Raw genomic sequence first — 18,359 nt, forward strand, 5'->3', positions numbered from 1 at the left:
CTAACCACCCTGTCGTCCCGGCGAAGGCCGGGACGACGCAAGTAACTACCCCTACGTGATCCTGTCGACCTCCGCCATCTCTTCCGCACTCAGCTTCCAGCCGATCGCCTTGACGTTCTGTTCGACCTGCTCGGGGCGGGTGGCGCCGGCGATCACGCTGGAGACCTGCGGGCGCGCGGCGAGCCAGGAGAAGGCGAGCTCGAGCATGGTGTGGCCGCGCTCCTTGGCAAACGCCTGCAGCTTCTCGACGATATCCTCGTTGCGCGGCGTCACATAGCGATCCTTCAAGGCCGGTGCCTTGGCGAAGCGGGTGTCGGCGGGCGCCGCGGCCCCGCGCCGGTACTTGCCGGTCAACAGGCCGCTGGCGAGCGGGAAGAACGGCAGCAGGCCGAGATTGTATTCCTGCGCCGCCGGCAACAGGTCCTTCTCGATGCCGCGCACCAGCAGGCTGTATTCGTCCTGGCACGAGACGAAGCGGTTGACGTTCATCGCACGTGCCACGTGCTCGGCTTCCGCGATGCGCCAGGCCGGGAAGTTGGAGTTGCCGACGTAGCGCACCTTGCCCTGGCGGATGAGATCGTCGAGTGTGCGCAGCGTTTCGTCAATCGGCGTCAGCGGATCGTAATCGTGCTGCTGGTAGAGATCGATGTAGTCGGTCTTCAGCCGCTTCAGGCTCGCCTCCACCGCCGACATGATGTAGCGGCGCGAGGCGCCCTGCTTGGTACCGTCGGCCGCCATCGGCTTGGAGTATTTGGTGGCGAGCACGATGTCCTTGCGGCGGTCGCCCAGCACGGTGCCGAGCACGGTCTCCGAGCCGCCCTGCCCAGCATAGATGTCGGCGGTGTCGAACAGGGTGATGCCGAGATCGATCGCCTTGTGGATCACCTTGCGCGAGGTTTCCAGATCGGTGCGCTGGCCGAAATTGTTGCAGCCGATGCCGACCGCCGAGACGCGCAGGCCGGAGCCGCCGAGATTGCGAATTTCCATGAGACAGTCCTGTAGGATGGGCGCGAGATGCAGCGGATTGTGACGCGCATGCCTGGGGCCGGCAAGGTGTGGGCCTACCGCTGATGGCGCATGGCAATAGCGCAAAAAAAGCGGTCCCGGTCAGACGCGGCGACTGACGGGGACCGCTCGGGGCGAAGATCCGAGACGGGGGGCCTGATCTTACGCAGGGCGAAGCCTAACGGCGCATTGTAACGCGCCGGTGACACCTTGTCTTTTCCACCACGCCCCGGAAGGCGCGCTCAGAAGATCTTGCGGTAGATGACGAAGCCCGGCTTCTCCGCAACCTTGTCGTAGAGCTGCATAGCGGCGTGGTTGGTCTCATGGGTCTGCCAGTAGACCCGCGGCGAGCCCGCGAGCTTCGCCTGCGTGTAGACGCCATTGATCAGGGCGCGGCCGACGCCCTTGCCGCGCGCGGCCTCGCTGGTGAAGAGATCCTGCAGATAGCAGGTCGGCTCGATCGCCGTGGTCGAGCGGTGAAACAGAAAGTGCGTGAGCCCGAGCAGCTTGCCGCCATGGTCGGCGACCAGCGCGTGCACCGGCTCGTAGGCGTCGAAGAAGCGCTGCCACGTCACCGCGGTGATCTCGGGCGCAAGCGCCGTCGGCCCCGAGCGTCCGTAGAACGCGTTGTAACCATCCCACAAAGGAAGCCACTGGGCGTAGTCATCCCGGGTGACGAAGCGGATGGTAACGTCGTCGGACATGAGTGACCCTGCGTTTGAGCGATGCGCGCCAGCGGCTTGTCACGTTCTATCGTCGGGATCGCGCGGGATCAAATGCCGTGCAAGGCGCGCGAGGCCTCACTCGGCGGCGCGCAGCAGCCGCGCCAGATGATGTTCGCTGCCGGCGCGCAGCGAGCGATAGTACTCGGCGTCGGCGGGGTCGTCGGTGTGTCGCACCAGATCGGTCACCGGCGTGTAGCTCAGCATGCGGCCGCCGTCGGGCAGCGCCGTGCAGCTGAAGCGCAGCACCTCGCCGCCGGCAAGCTTGATGTTGATCGGCGTGGAATCGCCCGCACGCATCTTCTCGGTGCGCTCGGCGATGAACGCTCCCAGTTCATCTTCGGGCATCTGCCACGCGCCGGTGTCGCGGCCGTGGTACATCAGCGCAATGAAGGGCGGCTTGGAGTCGGCCTGCGCGTCTGACAGTGCGAAGTAGTCGCGAAAGGCGCGGTTGATGAATTTGGCGCGGGTGTCGGCGTCGAGCAGCACGATGCCGATATCGACCTGGTCGAGCGCGGCCGCGAGCCGCCCCGCGGTGGCGTGATGCTCCTGTTCGGCGGCGAAGGCGTCGATCCATTTCCGCCGCAGCAATCCCGTGATCACGGCAGTGCCGGCGGCTGTGGCCGCCAGCATCAGCATCCGTGCGACGTCGGAGGCGTCATAACCGGGCATTGCGCGATGGTCGAGGAAGAACAGCGCGGAGCCGGCGACCGCGATCGCGGCGCTGATCAGCCCGCAGGCGATGCCGCTGACCGAGCTTGTCAGAGCCACGATGCAGACGAACAGCGGCGCCGGGTTGGGCACCGGCACGATGAGGCGATCGATCAGGAACGCGGCCAGCGCGGTGGCTGCCGTCAGAACCGGACCTGAAATTGCACGCCAGTCGAACCGCATGCTCGCTCTCGTTGCTGTCGAACAAACAATAGGGCCGCAGTTTGACGACAGGTCCGCAACGTCGCCGGCATTTCCGTCGGCAGCGTTAATGCCTACTCGCCCCGGTCGCTCGAGCTTTCAATGCTTTCAAATCAAATGATATGCAGATCCGCGTGGAACCCGCATCCGGGTCACAACCTGCCGGAATTTCAAAAGGACATCGATGCCCGCCATTTCGCCTTCGCTGCTGCCGATCCTGATGCTGTTCGCCTCGAACGTCTTCATGACCTTTGCCTGGTACGGCCATCTCAAGTTCAAGCATCCACTCCCCATCGTCGTCCTCGTGAGCTGGGGCATCGCCTTCTTCGAATACTGGCTGGCGGTGCCGGCCAATCGCTGGGGCAGCGCGGTCTACTCGGCGGCGCAGCTCAAAACCATGCAGGAGGTGATCACGCTGGTCGTGTTTGCCTGCTTCTCGGTGCTGTACCTGAAGGAGCCCCTGGGCTGGAATCACGTGCTGGGCTTTGCCTTCATCGCCGTCGGCGCGTTCTTCATCTTCCACAAATGGAACTGAGCGCGGGGGCTTATCGGGCGGCAGGGTTGGGCGTAGGCGTCATGATGCGCATCGGATGCGCACGGCCTTCGCCGCGCGTGCCGGTCACGATCAAGAGCGATGCGGCCAGCAGGATCGCCACCGTCAGCGTCACGGTCACAAGTCCGACAGGTGTCTTCATCGTTCGAGCCGCGTTGTCTCCACCGCGCCTTGGCGCGGAAAGGTGCCTACCTGCGAGGATGTGAGCTATGACGGGATCGGCATCGCCATGGTGACGTTGCTCGACAGCACCGTGATCGTGACGACCAGGCAAAGCGTCAGCGCGCAAATCGCGAGCGACGCGGCGATCGCATTCGTCAGCCGGGAAGATGCCACAGGGGCAGGGCAGCTCTGGAAGCCTGCCGTGCCGGACGACCGTATCATGGTCTAAATCCTTCAAGGCGCGGGCGAATCACCCGCGACATCCGAACGAATCTGATGGTCGTCGCCGGCAATATTGCGGCGGCAATGGCCGAGAAAACGGCAAAAGCAGGGCCGATGAGGCAGTTTTGCCCGCTATTTGGGCAGTTTTCCCGCTATCCCCGCTGTTCAGAGGCCAGCCACGAGGCGGGCCGGCGGCTCGGTCTCGGTTCCGGGCTGCCAATCCATCGCGACGAAGCCGGGGGTCTGTTCGACCCGCCGGAGCCAGGCCCGGATGGACGGGAAGGTTGCCAGGTCGAAGTCGCAGCGGTCGGCGACATGGGTGTAGCCGTAGAGCGCGATATCGGCGACCGTGAGCTGCTCGGCGGCGAAATAGGCGTGGTTCTTCAGGTGATTTTCCATCACCTGCAGCGCCGCATAGCCGCGCTCCATCCAGTCCTCAAGCGCGTGCGTCTGCAGGTCCCGTCCACCCCTGACCAGCGACAGCCAGAAATAGGCGGCGCCGATGTTCGGCTCCAGCGCGTGCTGCTCGAAGAACATCCACTGCAGCGCCTCGGCGCGCTCGATCCGCGATTCCGGCGACAGCGGCGTGCCGGCGGCGACGTACCAGAGGATGGCGTTGGACTCCGCGAGGTAGCGGCCCTCGGCCACTTCGAGCAGCGGCACTTGGCCGCTCGGGTTCTTGGCCAGGAATTCCGGGGTGCGACTCTCGCCGCGCAGGATGTCGATCTCGATCGCTTCGTACGGCGTGTTCAGCACGGCAAGCGCCAAGCGAACCTTGTAGCTGTTGCCGGAGCGCTGCATCGAATAGAGCTTGTACATTGCGTCGGGGTTCACTCGCTCGGAAAGACGGAAAGGTTCGAAGACTGCGCGGCTTGGCGCGCGCGGCCTGTCACACCGCAACGCGCCTAAACAATGATGCCGATGGGGGGGCGTCGCAAGCCCCGGATCGTGGAAAAAGTCGAAACGTCTACCGCACTGCACGCGCGCAGAACGAGTCCATCGACACATCAGAACAACTCGGATCACGCTTGCGCGATGCTCGCATGCCGGCTGTCGACGCGCGAGTCGGACGCGTCGTGGCAGTCAACCTTAACGCGCGCCGGAGCCGCCGGCACCCTGGCCGGAGATGGCATGCGCCTGGATCGTCCGCAGGCGAGTGGCGGCACTGCGCGGCGCATTGTCCTCGGAGCAATTTATGCGCGGCGCATGTGGCCGTAAGCCTCGCCGGCAAACCTGTCCGGCCAGCGCAGCCCTTGCCGGATATGAGTGATTTGAGGCCGGAACTTTCGGAATGTTGCGCGCGCCTCAAGCCATGCGCGAAAGTTTTCACGCTTTGCCGCCAAGCTTCTTGCGACGCAGCGGCGACAGGCCTAGGGTGCGGCGATCCCATCCAAATCAAGTCGTGGCCAACGGCTCACGACGTTTGCCAGGAGATGACAATGGCCTTCCTGTCCGCTGCGCTTGACCGTGTGAAGCCGTCCGCAACGATCGCGGTCACGGACAAGGCACGCGCGCTGAAAGCCGCGGGCCGCAACGTCATCGGCCTCGGCGCCGGCGAGCCGGACTTCGACACGCCCGCCAACATCAAGCTGGCGGCGATCCGCGCGATCGAGGCCGGCAAGACCAAGTACACCGATGTCGGCGGCATTCCGGAGCTGAAGGAAGCCATCGTCAACAAATTCCAGCGCGAGAACGGCCTGACTTACAAGCCGAACCAGGTCATCGTCGGCACCGGCGGCAAGCAGGTGCTCTACAACGCGCTGATGGCGACCATCAATCCGGGCGACGAGGTGATCATCCCGGCGCCGTACTGGGTCAGCTATCCCGAAATGGTGGCACTCGCCGGCGGCGAGTCGGTACCCGTGGTGTGCACGGCCGCGAGCGGCTTCAAGCTCAAGCCCGAGGATCTCGAGAAGGCGATCACGCCGAAGACCAAGTGGGTCATCCTGTGCTCGCCGTCGAACCCGACCGGTGCGGCCTATACGCGCGCCGAGCTGAAGGCGATCACCGACGTGCTGGTCAAGCATCCGCATGTCTGGGTGATGACCGACGACATGTATGAGCACCTGGTCTATGACGACTTCGTTTTCGCCACGGCGGCGCAGGTCGAGCCGGCGCTCTATGAGCGCACGCTGACCGTGAACGGCGTGTCGAAGGCCTATTGCATGACTGGCTGGCGCATCGGCTATGCCGGCGGTCCAGCTCCGCTGATCAAGGCGATGGCGACGATCCAGTCGCAGTCGACCTCGAACCCGTCGTCGATCTCGCAGTGGGCTTCCGTCGAGGCGCTGAACGGTCCGCAGGACTTCATCCCGGCGAACAACAAGGTGTTCAAGGAGCGCCGCGACCTCGTGGTGTCGATGCTGAACCAGGCGAGCGGGATCGAATGCCCGCGTCCGGAAGGCGCATTCTACGTCTATCCGTCCTGCGCCGGCACGATCGGCAAGAAGGCGCCGTCGGGCAAGGTGATCGACAATGACGAGACGTTCGTCACCGAGCTGCTCGAGGGCGAGGGCGTTGCCGTGGTGCAGGGATCCGCGTTCGGGCTGGGACCTGCATTCCGCATCTCCTACGCCACCAAGACCTCGGATCTCGAAGACGCCTGCAAGCGCATCCAGCGCTTCTGCGGCAATCTCAGGTAAATCGCTTCCGAACGAGAAACGCTCCCGCACATGGTGCGGGAGCGTTTTCGCGCGCATTACAGTCGAGCACGCCGCAATCCAAAACTGGCGTGTCAAATCACATCCTGCTCATCTCGGCGCGAGCGCGCACGTCCCAATAGTCACACGCCGGAAGTTTTTACGGCACCTTTGCGGTCCGCCTTGTTTTGGACACGACCCTTCCTTTCTGTCCGCCGCGCAATTCAGTTCACCTGCGGAGACAGACCAATGCGACTTTCGACACTAACCATCGCCACGCTCGCGCTGCTGGCGCCGATCGCCGCCGCCAACGCGGCGCCCCCGGTTGTTCAGGCCGGCGTCCTCGAATGCCAGGGCGGGCAGAATGTCGGCTTCGTCGTCGGCTCGGTCACTCAGCTCGAATGTGTGTTCCAGACCGAAGGCCGCCGGCCGGAGGCCTATGTTGCGACCGTGCGCCGCGTCGGCCTCGATCTCGGCGTCACCGCGCAGACGCAGCTCGCCTGGGCGGTGAGCGCGCCGAGCACCCGTGTCCCGCGCGGCGCGCTCGCCGGCAGCTACGGCGGCGTCGGCGTTAACGCGTCGGTCGGCCTGGGTGCGGGCGGTAACTTCCTCGTCGGCGGTCCGGCGAATTCCTACGCGCTGCAGCCGATCAGCCTGCAGGGCCAGGCCGGCTTCAACGTCGCGGCCGGTATCGCCGCGCTCGACCTCGAGCCGGTCCGCGCTGGCGGCCCGCGCCGGCACTATCACCGCCGGCATCACCACCACTAAGCCGGTGAAGTCCAAGAGGCCCGCGAAAGCGGGCCTCTTTTTTGTCTCTTGCTTTTTGTCTCTTGCCGATCGCGGGGACGTGGCACTGACAGCAATGCTGCCACATGCCGTAACAATCCGGAGTTGAATATCTCTAATTCTGGCACGGCGTCGCGCGTTATGGCATAGGTTGCGCGGGCGTCGGGGGCACGGCGCCCGTACCGTTCTCTGCTCGCAGCACGCCTTCAGCCGGAGACTCCCCAATGCGTCGCTTCGTCCTTCTCGCCGGTGCTGCCATTGTCACACTTGCAGCCTCGATCGCCGGCGCCAACGCGCAGCAGCCGATCCAGCGCGTGCAGGTCGGCGTCCTAGAATGCCGCGGCGGCGCAAGCATCGGATTCATCGTCGGCTCAGTGACCAATCTCGGTTGCGTGCTGCGGGCCGACGCCGTGCCGGAGGATCGCTACATTGCCACCATCCGCAAGGTCGGCATCGATCTCGGCATCACGCAGGAGTCAGCGCTGGCCTGGGGCGTCTACGCGCCGGTGGCGCGGCTCGGTCCGGGCGCTCTCTCCGGCGACTATGCCGGCGCGCAGGGCAGCGCGACGCTTGGTGTCGGCGTCGGCGGCAACGTGCTGGTCGGTGGCTCCGACAACACGATCGCCTTGCAGCCGCTGAGTGTGCAGGGCCAGGTCGGCGTCAACCTCGCCGCGGGGCTGGAGAGCCTGGAGCTGCGCCCGGGACGCTAACCCGGGCGCGAACCGCTCTCGCACCTTCTCACGATTGCGACACGTTGGCGCGACATCGCGTCGGCGGCGGCGATGGAACTGGAGCATACGGCGCGAAAGTCCGAACATTAACTGGTTGACGCTTCGTCGCGCCAAGGTTGCAAGACGCCGCATCGCAGCGACGTTTTCCCGCTTGCCAAACGCCTGACGCAGGCAGAGCATGAATGGTCGCCGACCCAATCACGGGCCGAGCTCCAACACGAGGAGGCGGCAATGGGACAAGACGTCAGAAGTCCCCGAGGTCCACGGTGCATTGCATTGGTGGGCCCTTTCCAAAGCGGTAAAACCACACTTCTGGAAGCGATCCTGGCGCGTACGGGCGCCGTCAAGACTGCCGGCAGCGTCGATGCCGGAACCTCCGTCGGCGATGCCAGCCCCGAGGCGCGCCAGCACAAGATGGGCGTGAGCTTGACCGCCGCCACCACCACCTTCATGGGCGACACTTACACCTTTATCGATTGTCCCGGTTCGGTCGAATTCGCGCACGACATGCGTGCCGCGCTGCCGGCGATTGATGCTGCGGTCGTGGTTTGCGAGGCCGATGAGAAGAAGCTGCCGCAGCTGCAAATCATTCTCCGCGAGCTCGAGGAGCTCTGTATTCCCCGTTTGCTGTTTCTGAACAAGATCGATCGCGCCAGCGAGCGCATCCGCGAGACCCTCGCGATGCTGCAGCCGGCCTCGCGCGTGCCGCTGGTGCTGCGCCAGATCCCGATCTGGAACGGCGATTTGATCGAAGGTTTCGTCGATCTCGCGCTCGAGCGCGCCTTCGTCTATCGCGAGCACAAGCCGTCGGAGGTCATGGCCCTCAAGGGTGGCGATCTCGATCGCGAGAAGGAAGCGCGCTTCTCGATGCTGGAGAAGCTCGCCGACCACGACGACGCGCTGATGGAGCAGCTGCTGGAAGATATCCAGCCGCCGCGCGATGCAGTGTTCGACGACCTGGCGCGCGAATTGCGCGAAGGGCTGATCTGTCCGGTGCTGCTCGGCTCGGCGATCCGCGAGAACGGCGTGCTGCGGCTGATGAAGGCGCTGCGCCATGAAGCGCCCGGCATTGCCGAGACCGTGAAGCGCCTCGGCGTGTCTGATGCGAAGGATGCGCTGGCCTATGTGTTCAAGACCATGCATCTGCAGCACGGCGGCAAGCTGTCGCTGGTGCGCGTGCTTGCGAGCCGCCTCGATGACGGCGCGACGCTGCAATCGTCGTCCGGCGAGAGCGGACGCGTCTCCGGCATCCTCGCGGTTTCAGGCGGGCACGACAGCAAGCGTTCGTCGGCCGAGGCCGGCGACACTGTCGCGCTCGGCAAGCTCGATGCGATCAAGACCGGCGACACGGTCTCGAGCGGCAAGACTGCGCCTGCCTCGCTGGCCAAGGTCGAGCCGGCCGCGGCGGTGCTGTCGATCTCGATCGCGGCGACCGACCGCAAGGACGACGTCAAGCTCGGCCAGGCGCTGTTGCGGCTGAACGAGGAGGATCCATCGCTGACGATGATCCAGAATCCGCGCACCCACGACACCGTGCTGTGGGGGCAGGGCGAGATGCATCTGCGCGTCGCGCAGGAGCGATTGAAGGACCGCTTCGGCGTCAACGTCAAATCGCATCCGCCGGCGATCGGCTACCAGGAAACCATCCGCAAGCCGATCACCCAGCGCGGCCGGCACAAGAAGCAGTCCGGCGGCCATGGTCAGTTCGGCGACGTCGTGCTCGACATCAAGCCGAAGCCCCGCGGCACCGGCTTCGAGTTCCACGAGAAGGTGGTCGGCGGCGCGGTGCCGCGCAACTACATTCCTGCGGTGGAAGAGGGCGTCGTCGACGCCCTGGCGCGCGGGCCGCTCGGCTTCCCGGTGATCGACATCGATGTCACGCTGACCGATGGCTCCTATCACAGCGTCGATTCCTCCGATCTCGCGTTCCGCACCGCGGCTCGGGTCGGCATCAGCGAGGCGCTGCCACAGTGCCAGCCGGTGCTGCTGGAGCCGATCCATATGGTCGAGATCGTCTGTCCGACCGACGCGACCGCCAAGATCAACGCGATCCTGTCGGCGCGTCGCGGGCAGATCCTCGGCTTCGACACCCGCGACGGCTGGACCGGATGGGACTGCGTCCGCGCCACGATGCCGGAAGCCGAGATCGGCGACCTCATCGTGGAGCTGCGCTCGGCCACCGCCGGCGCCGGCAGCTTCACTCGCCAGTTCGACCGCATGGCCGAAGTGACGGGCCGCGCCGCCGACCAGATCATCGCCGCGCATCGCGACGCGGCGTGAGCGCTGACGGGTCTCTCGTTTTCTCGCCTCTCCCCGTCGGGGAGAGGTGGACCTTGCCTAAGGCGGCAACTCGGATTCGTCGTGATATAGCTTGCACCCATTGACGAGGGCACAAGACGAGCATGCTTGAATCCCGCCGCAACCTGGTGCTGGCGTGCGCGCTGAGTGGGCTCGCGGGCTATGTCGACGGCATCGGCTACCTGCATCTCGGCGGCCCGTTCGTCTCCTTCATGAGCGGCAACTCGACGCGGCTTGGCGTGAGCCTTTCCGAGGCACAATGGGACCACGCTCTGGAGGCCTTCGTGCTGATCGTCCTGTTCGTCGCGGGAGCCGCGGTCGGCAGCCTGATCGTGCTCGGCCGTATTGCGATTGCGCATCGCCAGCCCCTGATCCTGCTCGCCGAGGCGGTGCTGCTCAGGTTGCGGCTGTGGCCAACGAATTCGGCCTGCCGAACATCGCGGTTGCGGCGGTCGTGGTGGCGATGGGGCTGGAGAACTCCATATTTCAGCTAGACGGCGGTGGCGGGCTCGGCCTCACTTACGTCACCGGGGCGCTGGTAAGGGCTGGCCAGTTGATCGCCGCGGCGCTGACCGGCGGCGCAGGCTGGGCCTGGCTGCCGAACCTGCTGTTGTGGGCGGCGCTGGTCGCGGGTGCGCTGCTCGGCGCACTTGCCTACCGCTGGATCAATCTCGCCGCGATCTGGTTTGCTGCGGGCACCGCGTTCGCGCTCGGCATGTTGGCTGCCCAAACCGCGAAGCGGACGGATTGACAGCGACTGCGGCTTGGCCGATGTCACGGGCATGACATCGTCCTCCAAAACCCGCGCAGCATGCCTGATCGGATGGCCGGCGGCGCATTCCCGCTCGCCGCTGATCCATCATTACTGGCTGCGCACGCTCGGCATCGAGGGCGGCTACGTGATCGAGGCGGTGCCTCCGGAGGATCTCAAGGATTTCCTGTTTCGTTTGTCGCTGCGCGGCTTCGTCGGCGCCAATGTCACCATCCCGCACAAGGAGCGCGCGCTTGCGTTGTCGACGCCGGACGACCGCGCCCGCGCCATCGGCGCCGCCAACACGCTGTGGTTTGCCGAAGGCGAATTGCGTTCGACCAACACCGATGTCGAAGGCTTCATCAACAATCTCGACGCCTGCGCGCCCGGCTGGGACAAGGCCGAGGACGCGCTGGTGCTCGGCGCCGGCGGCTCGGCGCGCGCGGTGGTGTTCGGCCTGATCGAGCGCGGCATCGCGCGCGTTCATCTCGTCAACCGTACGATCGACCGCGCCCGCGCGCTGGCCGACCAGCTTGGCGGCAACGTTGTTCCCGCGACGTGGGATGCGGTCAACGAGTTGCTGCCGCGCGCGGGCCTGCTGGTGAACACGACATCGCTCGGCATGCACGGCCAGCCCGCACTCGAGATCGATGTCGGCCGGTTGCCGCAATCGGCCGTCGTTGCCGATCTCGTCTATGTGCCGCTGGTGACGCCGCTGCTTGCGGCGGCAAAGGCGCGTGGGCTGAACACCGCCGATGGACTCGGCATGCTCCTGCACCAGGCGGTGCGTGGTTTTGAGTTGTGGTTCGGGCAGCGTCCGCAAATCACGCCGGAACTGCGTGCGCTGGTCGAGGCCGATCTCACAAAGACTTGAGGCGCGGGAATAGCGTCGCAAGGCCGGGGTCCGGTGTTGGGTCAGGTTATGACCCGTCCGGAGACCACATCATGCCGTTCCGTCCTACCCAATTCATCCGTCCGTTCGTTGCGCTAGCGATGGTGACGGCGTCCACGCTCTATGCGATCGCGCAGCAGCCGCCCACGCCGACGCGGGTTCGTGGAACCGTCGAGGGCGTCAACGGCGATACGCTCGCGGTGAAGTCACGCAGTGGTGAAGACGTCAAGCTGCACATGACGAACAACGTCGTCGTGCTCGGCCTCACCAAGATTGCGCTGGCGGATGTCAAGGTCGGTTCCTTCATCGGCGCCACCACGGTGCCCGGATCCAACGGCGTGCAGAAGGCGGTCGAGGTGCATGTGTTCCCTGAGAACATGCGCGGCACCGGCGAAGGCTCGCGGCCGTATGATCTCAAGCCCAACAGCAGCATGACAAACGCGACCGTTGCCCAATCCGTCGTCGGCAATGATGGTCATACGCTGCTGGTCAAATACAGGGACGGTGAGAAGAAGGTCGTGGTACCGCCCGACACGCCGGTCGTGACCTATGTTCCGGGCGACAAGTCGGATCTGAAGAGCGGCGCCAAGGTCATCGCCTCCATGAAGCAACGGCCGGATGGCGCGATCGAGACCGACCGCGTCAGCGTCGGCCGCGATGGGCTCACCCCGCCGATGTGATGTTCTTCGATAGCCCGGATGGAGCCAACGGGTCGCGCGAAGGCGCGCCCGATGACAGGCTCCGCGAAATCCCGGAATCTTTCCAGGTAGAGACTGTATCGGATTGCGCTGCGCTCCATCCGGGCTACGGCGGTCGCCTCACACCGCCAACACGTGGTCGTCGATCTCGGCGATCGTGTTGACGCCGCACAGCCCCATCGTGGTGGTGAGCTCTTTCGCCAGGATATCGATCGCCTTGGCGACGCCCTCCTGCCCGCCGGCGCCGAGGCCATAGGCATAGGCGCGGCCGATCATGCAGGATTTCGCGCCGAGCGCGAGCGCGCGCATTATGTCCATGCCGGTGCGGATGCCGCCGTCGAACATGATCTCGATCTTCGAGCCGACCGCATCGGCGATCTCGGGCAGCACCTCGATCGAGGATGGCGCGCCGTCGAGCTGACGGCCGCCGTGATTGGAGACCACGATCGCCTGCGCACCGGTCTTGGCGGCGAGCTCGGCATCCTCGACGTCGAGGATGCCCTTCAGAATCAGCTTGCCCGGCCAGATGCTGCGGATCCAGTCGATGTCCTTCCAGTTCAGCGAGGTGTCGAACTGGGAGGCGGTCCATTCCGACAGCTTGGTGAGGTCTTCGGTGCCCTTGACGTGCCCGGCGATGTTGCCGAACGTGCGGCGCTTGCCGCGCAGCACGCCGGACACCCAGGCCGGCTTGGTTGCGAAATCGACCAGCTTCGACAGCGACCATTCCGGCGGCACCGTCATGCCGTTCTTAATGTCCTGGTGGCGCTGACCGATCACCTGCAGGTCGACGGTCAAGACCAGCGCCGAGCACTTCGCCGCAATTGCGCGCTCGATCAGCGATTTGATGAAGCCACGGTCCTTCATGACGTAGAGCTGGAACCAGAACGGCTTGTCGACGGCGGCCGCGATGTCCTCGATCGAGCAGATCGACATCGTGCTCTGGGTGAAGGGAATGCCCGCCGCCTGCGCCGCGCGGCAGGCGTAGATCTCACCGTCGCCATGCTGCATGCCGAGCAGGCCGACCGGCGCCAGGATCAGCGGCATCGCCGAGGGCTCGCCGAGGATCGTGGTCGACAAATTGCGCTTGGAGACGTCGACCAGGATGCGCTGGCGGAACTTGATCTGCTGCAGGTCGGCAGAATTGGCGCGCAGCGTGTCCTCGGTGTAGGAGCCGCGGTCCGCATAATCGAAAAACGCTTTCGGCACCCGGCGCTTGTGCAGCTGACGCAAATCTTCGATGCAGGTAATGTGCTTCATGGACGTTCCCGGCCCTTCTTCTGTGTCGCAAGTCTTGCAGGTGTACGGTATTGCCGTCATCTAGCATGGTTGGAGGGCCTGCCAAATCGAGGACCGATGGGAGAGCGCGATGACGCCATCAGGCTCCAAGCCGAAAGCGAATGAGACCGCTGAAAAGCGCCGTCTGGACGATGCCCTGGAGGAGGGGCTGGAGGAGACGTTCCCGGGTTCCGACCCCGTCAACGTGACCCAACCGGCGCCCAGCAAGGAGGACCGCCATGTCCTGCGCAAGGACGAGGGCTGATAGGGCGGTCACCTGGCTGGTGGCGTACCAAAGGAGTAATCCTTTATTTCACAACGGCTTAGCTTCGAATTGCGTGATTCGCGGCCGGTAATGATTCATCATATTTTTTGAAGTCATTTTAGCGGCTGACAGATTATAAGGCCGGTGCACGCTAAGATGGCGGGCATTGGGGCTTTCTCGGCTGGTGGGTTCGAGAAGCCCACCTTGGGGGTGACATGAGCCGCAAATATTTCGGGACCGACGGGATTCGGGGCCGCGCCAATGGACTGATCACGCCGGAGCTCGCGCTCAAAGTGGGGCAGGCCGCAGGTCTGGTGTTTCAGCGAGGCGATCATCGCCATCGCGTCGTGATCGGCAAGGACACACGACTGTCCGGCTATATGATCGAATACGCCATGGTTGCGGGCTTCACCTCGGTCGGCATGGACGTGCTGCTGCTCGGCCCGATCCCGACCCCCGCGGTCGCGATGCTGACCAAGTCGATGCGGGCCGATCTCGGCGTCATGATTTCGGCGTCGCACAATCTGTTCGAGGACAACGGCATCAAGCTGTTCGGCCCGCAGGGCTTCAAGCTGTCCGACGACGTCGAGAAGCAGATCGAGCAACTGCTCGGCGAGTCGCTCGACCGCCGCCTCGCGCAGAGTGCCAGCCTCGGCCGCGCCCGCCGCATCGACGGCGTCCATGACCGCTACATCGAGTTTGCCAAGCGCACGCTGCCGCGCGACCTCAGCCTCGAAGGCCTGCGCGTGGTGATCGATTGCGCCAACGGCGCCGCCTACCGGGTGGTTCCGGAAGCGCTGTGGGAGCTCGGCGCCGACGTCGTTCCGATCGGCGTCGAACCCGACGGCTTCAATATCAACAAGGAATGCGGTTCGACCTCGCCGGAGGCGCTGTCCAAGAAGGTGCGCGAGATGCGCGCCGACATCGGCATCGCGCTCGACGGTGATGCCGATCGCGTCATTCTGGTCGACGAGCGCGGCCACATCGTCGACGGCGACCAGCTGCTCGCGGTGATCGCGCAGAGCTGGAAGGAAGAGGGACGGCTTGCCAAGCCGGGCATCGTCACCACCGTGATGTCCAATCTCGGGCTCGAGCGCTTCCTTCAAGACAACGGCATGCACATGATCCGTACGCCGGTCGGCGACCGCTACGTGCTCGAGCAGATGCTGGCCGGCGGCTACAATCTCGGCGGCGAGCCGTCGGGCCATATCATCATGTCCGACTACTCGACGACCGGCGACGGCTTCGTGGCCGCGCTGCAGGTGCTTGCCGTGGTGCAGAAGCTCCGCCGCCCGGTGTCGGAGGTCTGCCGACGTTTTGATCCGCTGCCTCAAATTCTGAAGAACGTGCGCTACCGCAGCGGCAAGCCGCTCGACGACGCCGAGGTCAAGTCCGCGATCACCGACGGCGAAAACCGCCTCAACGGCCACGGCCGGCTTCTGATCCGCCCCTCCGGCACCGAACCCGTGATCCGCGTGATGGGCGAGGGCGACGACCGTATCCTGGTGGAAGAGGTCGTCGACAATATTGTCAGCGCGCTCGGCCACGCCGCAGCGGCTTAAGCTCGAAAATTCGCCCCTCTCTTCTTCATCTCTCCCGCTTGCGGGGTCGAGACGAGCGAAGCTCGTTCTTAGGTCGCATCGCATCATCGATGCGATGCGGGTGGGGGCTCTCTCCACGATACGACTGCGGTGGTACGCCCACCCCACCCCTCCCCCGCAAGCGGGAGAGGGAGCAGACGTCCGTCGCGGTCCGCACAGCGCATCGCTGCTATCGGCTAATGGAAGTGGTCGCTGTCATCTCCGCGTCATATGACACGGAGGTATTTTTTGCGAATCCGCTTTCGGGACTGTTCCATTGAACAAGCCGGTCGTGAGTGAAGAGGCACTGGGCGAGCCGGTGCCGGTGCCCGAGTTGCCGCCGGCGCTGGCAGCGAAAGCGGCTGCTGCGGGGCCTGCCTATATCGTGCTCGCCGGCATCAGCTTCTCGCACTTCCTCAACGACACGATGCAGTCGCTGATCGCCTCGGTCTATCCGATCCTGAAGGACAATTACGCGCTCGACTTCGCGCAGATCGGCATGATCACGCTGGCGTTCCAGTTCACCGCCTCGCTGCTGCAGCCGGTGGTCGGGCATTTCACCGACAGGAAGGCGCAGCCGTTCTCGCTCGCGGTCGGCATGGGTTTCACCTTCTTCGGCCTCTTGATGCTCAGCGTCGCACGTACTTACGGGATTATCCTGATCGCCGCGTCACTGGTCGGTCTCGGCTCTGCTGTGTTCCATCCGGAATCGTCGCGCATCGCGCGGCTGGCCTCGGGAGGTCGTTACGGTTTTGCGCAATCCGTGTTCCAACTCGGCGGCAGCTTCGGCACCGCGATGGGACCGGTGCTTGCCGCCTTGATCGTGGTGCCGTTCGGCCAGCCCTCGATCGCCTGGTTCTCTTCGATCGCATTCCTCGCCATCGTGATCCTCTGGCGCATCGGCGCCTGGTACAAGCCGCAGATCGCGGGCAAGAAGGCCGCCGTGATCGAGCGCCATCCCGATCACCCGGACCAGCGGCGCGTGATGGTCGCGCTCGGCGTGCTGGTTGCGCTGCTATTCTCCAAGCAGCTCTATGTCTCGAGCCTGTCGAGCTATTACATCTTCTATCTGATCGACAGGTTCGGGGTCTCGACCCAGGCGGCGCAGCTCTATCTCTTTGTGTTCCTGGCCGCGAACGCCGCGGGCGCCTTTATCGGCGGACCGCTCGGCGACCGCTTCGGCCGCAAATATGTGGTCTGGTTCTCGATCCTCGGCGCGCTGCCGTTCACGCTGGCGCTGCCCTATGCCGGCCTGTTCGCGAGCGCCGTGCTGACGGTGCTGATCGGCCTGATCATCTCGTCGGCGACATCGGCGATCATCGTGTTCGCGCAGGAGCTGATGCCGCACCGTTTCGGCATGATCTCCGGCGTGTTCTTCGGCGTCGCCTTCGGCATCGGCGGCCTCGGCGCAGCGGTGCTCGGCAAGCTCGCCGATCACACCTCGATCGCCTTCGTCTATCAGCTCTGTGCGTTCCTGCCGGCGATCGGTCTGCTCGCGGTGTTCCTGCCGAAGATGCCCAAGGTCGGGCACTGAGGGCCATCGCGACGGCGCGAATCGCGCTTGCGTGCAGGGTTAAGCATTCGCTAACAGGCACGCGTTCCGTGCGCCGCAGCAACGCCCATTCGTCAACGTATCATTAGGAGTTGTGGCGGAATCGCCATCTTGCTGTGCTGCGAATGCATCACTTGCGACGGCAACCGCGTCACTGCGCGAAAATCGGTGAGGGATCATCAACCTTAAAAATTAGGGTTAAGTGCCGCTTAAACATTTGCTGGCATCGTCCGGCCCGTGAGTTTCAGACGTGGGGCTTTGCGTGTTCGCCTCACTGGCCAAAAGGACGAAGCCAATGCGTAGCGTTAAGTTATTTATTGTCGCGGGCGCGGCATCCCTGCTGTCCTCGGCGGCGTTCGCCGCCGACATGCCCATCATGCCGCCGCCCCCGATGGCATATGCTCCGCCACCCGTGCAGGACTTCGGCGGCTGGTATCTGCGCGGCGACATCGGCATGACTAACGTCAACGGCCATCTGCACGTCAACAGCTATGATACCCTGCCGGCGGGATCCACGCTGAACAAGCTCGGTCACGAGTTCTCGGGCGGCATGTCCTACGGGCTTGGCGTCGGCTATCAGTTCAACAACTGGCTCCGTGCCGACATTACCGGTGAATATCGCTCGAAGACGACCTTCAGCGGCACCGATTTCGCGACGATTCCCGGCTTCGGGCCGATTTCGGACGTCTACGGCGGCGGCTTTAAGAGCTGGGTCGGGTTGGTCAACTTGTATGCCGATCTCGGCACCTGGTGGTGCCTGACGCCGTTCGTCGGTGTTGGCGTTGGTGCCGCGCACATCCAGACCTCCGGCTTCCAGGACAGCGGCAATCTCTTCACGACTGTGACCGGCCCGCAGAGCATTGTCACCGGCGCGTCCTATTTCGCCGATGGCGCTTCGCGCACCAACTTCGCCTGGGCGGTGCACGCCGGTGTCGCCTACAAGGTTACCAACAACTTCACGGTCGAACTTGCCTACCGCTATCTGGACATGGGCACGGCGGTGCAAGGCTTTGGCCGCTCGTTCGACGGCAGCAATGCCGGTCCCTCGTCCTTCCAGTTCCGCGACCTGACCTCGCAGGATGTGCGGCTTGGCGTGCGTTGGACCTGCTGCGACGTGCCGCCCCCGCCGCCGCCTCCGCTGGTCACCAAGGGTTAATTTCCGGTCCTGACAGGTTAACGATTGCAGGCGGCGCGGGATCATCCCGCGCCGTTTTTCTTTGTCGCTGATGGCGCAAGCTCTGCAACGCAAGCATGTCGAAAGTGGCCGGCGACAACGATTGGTTAAGGTTAACAGGCGATGATCGGCGCATAGTTTG

General features: G+C 64.6%; 20 protein-coding genes. 14 read left to right on the forward strand and 6 right to left on the reverse strand.

What is annotated here, in order from left to right; all coding sequences use genetic code 11:
- Nucleotides 1–51: 51 nt before the first annotated feature.
- From MTX23_RS05005 to MTX23_RS05015, 3 genes are all read right to left on the reverse strand, one after another.
- Nucleotides 52–987 carry an aldo/keto reductase gene (locus MTX23_RS05005; RefSeq protein ID WP_280975522.1) on the reverse strand — a complete coding sequence of 312 codons (936 nt, stop codon included), beginning with the start codon at nt 985–987 and terminating at the stop codon, nt 52–54.
- Nucleotides 988–1,247: 260 nt separating this feature from the next.
- A complete protein-coding gene (locus MTX23_RS05010) occupies nt 1,248–1,709 on the reverse strand; it encodes a GNAT family N-acetyltransferase (RefSeq protein WP_280975523.1) in 462 nt (153 codons plus the stop codon).
- A gap of 96 nt (nt 1,710–1,805) precedes the next feature.
- Entirely contained in the window at nt 1,806–2,621 is an 816-nt protein-coding gene (locus tag MTX23_RS05015) for a PAS-domain containing protein (protein WP_280975524.1), read from the reverse strand.
- A gap of 202 nt (nt 2,622–2,823) precedes the next feature.
- On the opposite strand from MTX23_RS05015, the gene MTX23_RS05020 reads away from it, so the two are divergent.
- The gene (locus MTX23_RS05020; protein ID WP_280975525.1) at nt 2,824–3,174 is read left to right on the forward strand and encodes a DMT family protein; all 351 of its coding nucleotides are present in this window, start codon (nt 2,824–2,826) and stop codon (nt 3,172–3,174) included.
- 10 nt (nt 3,175–3,184) lie between these two features.
- On the opposite strand, the gene MTX23_RS05025 is transcribed toward MTX23_RS05020, so the two are convergent.
- Entirely contained in the window at nt 3,185–3,334 is a 150-nt protein-coding gene (locus MTX23_RS05025) for a hypothetical protein (protein WP_280975526.1), read from the reverse strand.
- Nucleotides 3,335–3,376: 42 nt separating this feature from the next.
- On the opposite strand from MTX23_RS05025, the gene MTX23_RS05030 reads away from it, so the two are divergent.
- A complete protein-coding gene (locus MTX23_RS05030; protein WP_280975527.1) occupies nt 3,377–3,583 on the forward strand; it encodes a hypothetical protein in 207 nt (68 codons plus the stop codon).
- 158 nt (nt 3,584–3,741) lie between these two features.
- On the opposite strand, the gene MTX23_RS05035 is transcribed toward MTX23_RS05030, so the two are convergent.
- Nucleotides 3,742–4,395: a glutathione S-transferase family protein gene (locus MTX23_RS05035; protein ID WP_280975528.1), complete on the reverse strand. Its 654-nt coding sequence runs from the start codon at nt 4,393–4,395 to the stop codon at nt 3,742–3,744.
- A gap of 620 nt (nt 4,396–5,015) precedes the next feature.
- Here MTX23_RS05035 and MTX23_RS05040 point away from each other — a divergent pair.
- The 8 genes from MTX23_RS05040 (at nt 5,016) to MTX23_RS05075 (ending at nt 12,353) form a co-directional block, all read left to right on the forward strand.
- A complete protein-coding gene (locus MTX23_RS05040) occupies nt 5,016–6,218 on the forward strand; it encodes a pyridoxal phosphate-dependent aminotransferase (RefSeq protein ID WP_280975529.1) in 1,203 nt (400 codons plus the stop codon).
- Between the two features lie 246 nt (nt 6,219–6,464).
- Nucleotides 6,465–6,983 (forward strand): DUF992 domain-containing protein, encoded by a 519-nt coding sequence (locus MTX23_RS05045; protein ID WP_280975530.1) that lies wholly within the window; start codon nt 6,465–6,467, stop codon nt 6,981–6,983.
- A gap of 242 nt (nt 6,984–7,225) precedes the next feature.
- Nucleotides 7,226–7,711: a DUF992 domain-containing protein gene (locus MTX23_RS05050; RefSeq protein WP_280975531.1), complete on the forward strand. Its 486-nt coding sequence runs from the start codon at nt 7,226–7,228 to the stop codon at nt 7,709–7,711.
- 252 nt (nt 7,712–7,963) lie between these two features.
- Nucleotides 7,964–10,012 carry an elongation factor G gene (locus tag MTX23_RS05055; RefSeq protein ID WP_280975532.1) on the forward strand — a complete coding sequence of 683 codons (2,049 nt, stop codon included), beginning with the start codon at nt 7,964–7,966 and terminating at the stop codon, nt 10,010–10,012.
- A gap of 122 nt (nt 10,013–10,134) precedes the next feature.
- A complete protein-coding gene (locus tag MTX23_RS05060; protein WP_280975533.1) occupies nt 10,135–10,524 on the forward strand; it encodes a DUF1275 family protein in 390 nt (129 codons plus the stop codon).
- Nucleotides 10,494–10,781, forward strand: a complete 288-nt coding sequence (locus MTX23_RS05065; protein WP_280977974.1) for a DUF1275 family protein — start codon at nt 10,494–10,496, stop codon at nt 10,779–10,781. Before MTX23_RS05060 ends, MTX23_RS05065 begins: the two co-directional genes overlap by 31 nt.
- Before the next feature lie 31 nt (nt 10,782–10,812).
- Nucleotides 10,813–11,655, forward strand: a complete 843-nt coding sequence (locus MTX23_RS05070) for a shikimate dehydrogenase (protein ID WP_280975534.1) — start codon at nt 10,813–10,815, stop codon at nt 11,653–11,655.
- A gap of 119 nt (nt 11,656–11,774) precedes the next feature.
- Nucleotides 11,775–12,353, forward strand: coding sequence for a hypothetical protein (locus MTX23_RS05075; protein ID WP_280977975.1), 579 nt, complete (start codon nt 11,775–11,777; stop codon nt 12,351–12,353).
- Nucleotides 12,354–12,491: 138 nt separating this feature from the next.
- Here MTX23_RS05075 and MTX23_RS05080 read toward each other — a convergent pair whose 3' ends face one another.
- On the reverse strand, nt 12,492–13,628 hold the full coding sequence (locus tag MTX23_RS05080; protein WP_280975535.1) for an alpha-hydroxy acid oxidase: 1,137 nt from the start codon (nt 13,626–13,628) through the stop codon (nt 12,492–12,494).
- Between the two features lie 109 nt (nt 13,629–13,737).
- Here MTX23_RS05080 and MTX23_RS05085 point away from each other — a divergent pair, with 109 nt between their 5' ends.
- The 4 genes from MTX23_RS05085 to MTX23_RS05100 all read left to right on the forward strand — a co-directional run bounded on the left by MTX23_RS05085 (nt 13,738) and on the right by MTX23_RS05100 (nt 18,199).
- Nucleotides 13,738–13,911 (forward strand): hypothetical protein, encoded by a 174-nt coding sequence (locus MTX23_RS05085; protein WP_280975536.1) that lies wholly within the window; start codon nt 13,738–13,740, stop codon nt 13,909–13,911.
- 215 nt (nt 13,912–14,126) lie between these two features.
- Nucleotides 14,127–15,473, forward strand: a complete 1,347-nt coding sequence (glmM, locus tag MTX23_RS05090; RefSeq protein WP_280975537.1) for a phosphoglucosamine mutase — start codon at nt 14,127–14,129, stop codon at nt 15,471–15,473.
- 295 nt (nt 15,474–15,768) lie between these two features.
- Nucleotides 15,769–17,025 carry an MFS transporter gene (locus MTX23_RS05095; RefSeq protein WP_280975538.1) on the forward strand — a complete coding sequence of 419 codons (1,257 nt, stop codon included), beginning with the start codon at nt 15,769–15,771 and terminating at the stop codon, nt 17,023–17,025.
- A gap of 313 nt (nt 17,026–17,338) precedes the next feature.
- Complete coding sequence (locus MTX23_RS05100; RefSeq protein ID WP_280975539.1) at nt 17,339–18,199, forward strand: outer membrane beta-barrel protein; 861 nt, start codon at nt 17,339–17,341, stop codon at nt 18,197–18,199.
- Nucleotides 18,200–18,359: the final 160 nt, after the last annotated feature.

The organism is Bradyrhizobium sp. ISRA436, from assembly GCF_029910015.1.
Taxonomy (GTDB): Bacteria; Pseudomonadota; Alphaproteobacteria; order Rhizobiales; family Xanthobacteraceae; genus Bradyrhizobium.

Excerpts from the sequence above, each read along its gene's own strand:
- MTX23_RS05060 (WP_280975533.1), top strand. The coding sequence starts at position 10,135 with ATGCTTGAATCCCGCCGCAACCTGGTGCTGGCGTGCGCGCTGAGTGGG.
- MTX23_RS05055 (WP_280975532.1), top strand. The coding sequence starts at position 7,964 with ATGGGACAAGACGTCAGAAGTCCCCGAGGTCCACGGTGCATTGCATTG.
- MTX23_RS05025 (WP_280975526.1), bottom strand. The coding sequence starts at position 3,334 with ATGAAGACACCTGTCGGACTTGTGACCGTGACGCTGACGGTGGCGATC.
- MTX23_RS05020 (WP_280975525.1), top strand. The coding sequence starts at position 2,824 with ATGCCCGCCATTTCGCCTTCGCTGCTGCCGATCCTGATGCTGTTCGCC.
- MTX23_RS05085 (WP_280975536.1), top strand. The coding sequence starts at position 13,738 with ATGACGCCATCAGGCTCCAAGCCGAAAGCGAATGAGACCGCTGAAAAG.
- MTX23_RS05035 (WP_280975528.1), bottom strand. The coding sequence starts at position 4,395 with ATGTACAAGCTCTATTCGATGCAGCGCTCCGGCAACAGCTACAAGGTT.
- MTX23_RS05015 (WP_280975524.1), bottom strand. The coding sequence starts at position 2,621 with ATGCGGTTCGACTGGCGTGCAATTTCAGGTCCGGTTCTGACGGCAGCC.
- MTX23_RS05010 (WP_280975523.1), bottom strand. The coding sequence starts at position 1,709 with ATGTCCGACGACGTTACCATCCGCTTCGTCACCCGGGATGACTACGCC.
- MTX23_RS05075 (WP_280977975.1), top strand. The coding sequence starts at position 11,775 with ATGGTGACGGCGTCCACGCTCTATGCGATCGCGCAGCAGCCGCCCACG.
- MTX23_RS05005 (WP_280975522.1), bottom strand. The coding sequence starts at position 987 with ATGGAAATTCGCAATCTCGGCGGCTCCGGCCTGCGCGTCTCGGCGGTC.
- MTX23_RS05100 (WP_280975539.1), top strand. The coding sequence starts at position 17,339 with ATGCGTAGCGTTAAGTTATTTATTGTCGCGGGCGCGGCATCCCTGCTG.
- MTX23_RS05070 (WP_280975534.1), top strand. The coding sequence starts at position 10,813 with ATGACATCGTCCTCCAAAACCCGCGCAGCATGCCTGATCGGATGGCCG.
- MTX23_RS05065 (WP_280977974.1), top strand. The coding sequence starts at position 10,494 with ATGGGGCTGGAGAACTCCATATTTCAGCTAGACGGCGGTGGCGGGCTC.
- MTX23_RS05080 (WP_280975535.1), bottom strand. The coding sequence starts at position 13,628 with ATGAAGCACATTACCTGCATCGAAGATTTGCGTCAGCTGCACAAGCGC.
- MTX23_RS05050 (WP_280975531.1), top strand. The coding sequence starts at position 7,226 with ATGCGTCGCTTCGTCCTTCTCGCCGGTGCTGCCATTGTCACACTTGCA.
- glmM (WP_280975537.1), top strand. The coding sequence starts at position 14,127 with ATGAGCCGCAAATATTTCGGGACCGACGGGATTCGGGGCCGCGCCAAT.
- MTX23_RS05045 (WP_280975530.1), top strand. The coding sequence starts at position 6,465 with ATGCGACTTTCGACACTAACCATCGCCACGCTCGCGCTGCTGGCGCCG.
- MTX23_RS05040 (WP_280975529.1), top strand. The coding sequence starts at position 5,016 with ATGGCCTTCCTGTCCGCTGCGCTTGACCGTGTGAAGCCGTCCGCAACG.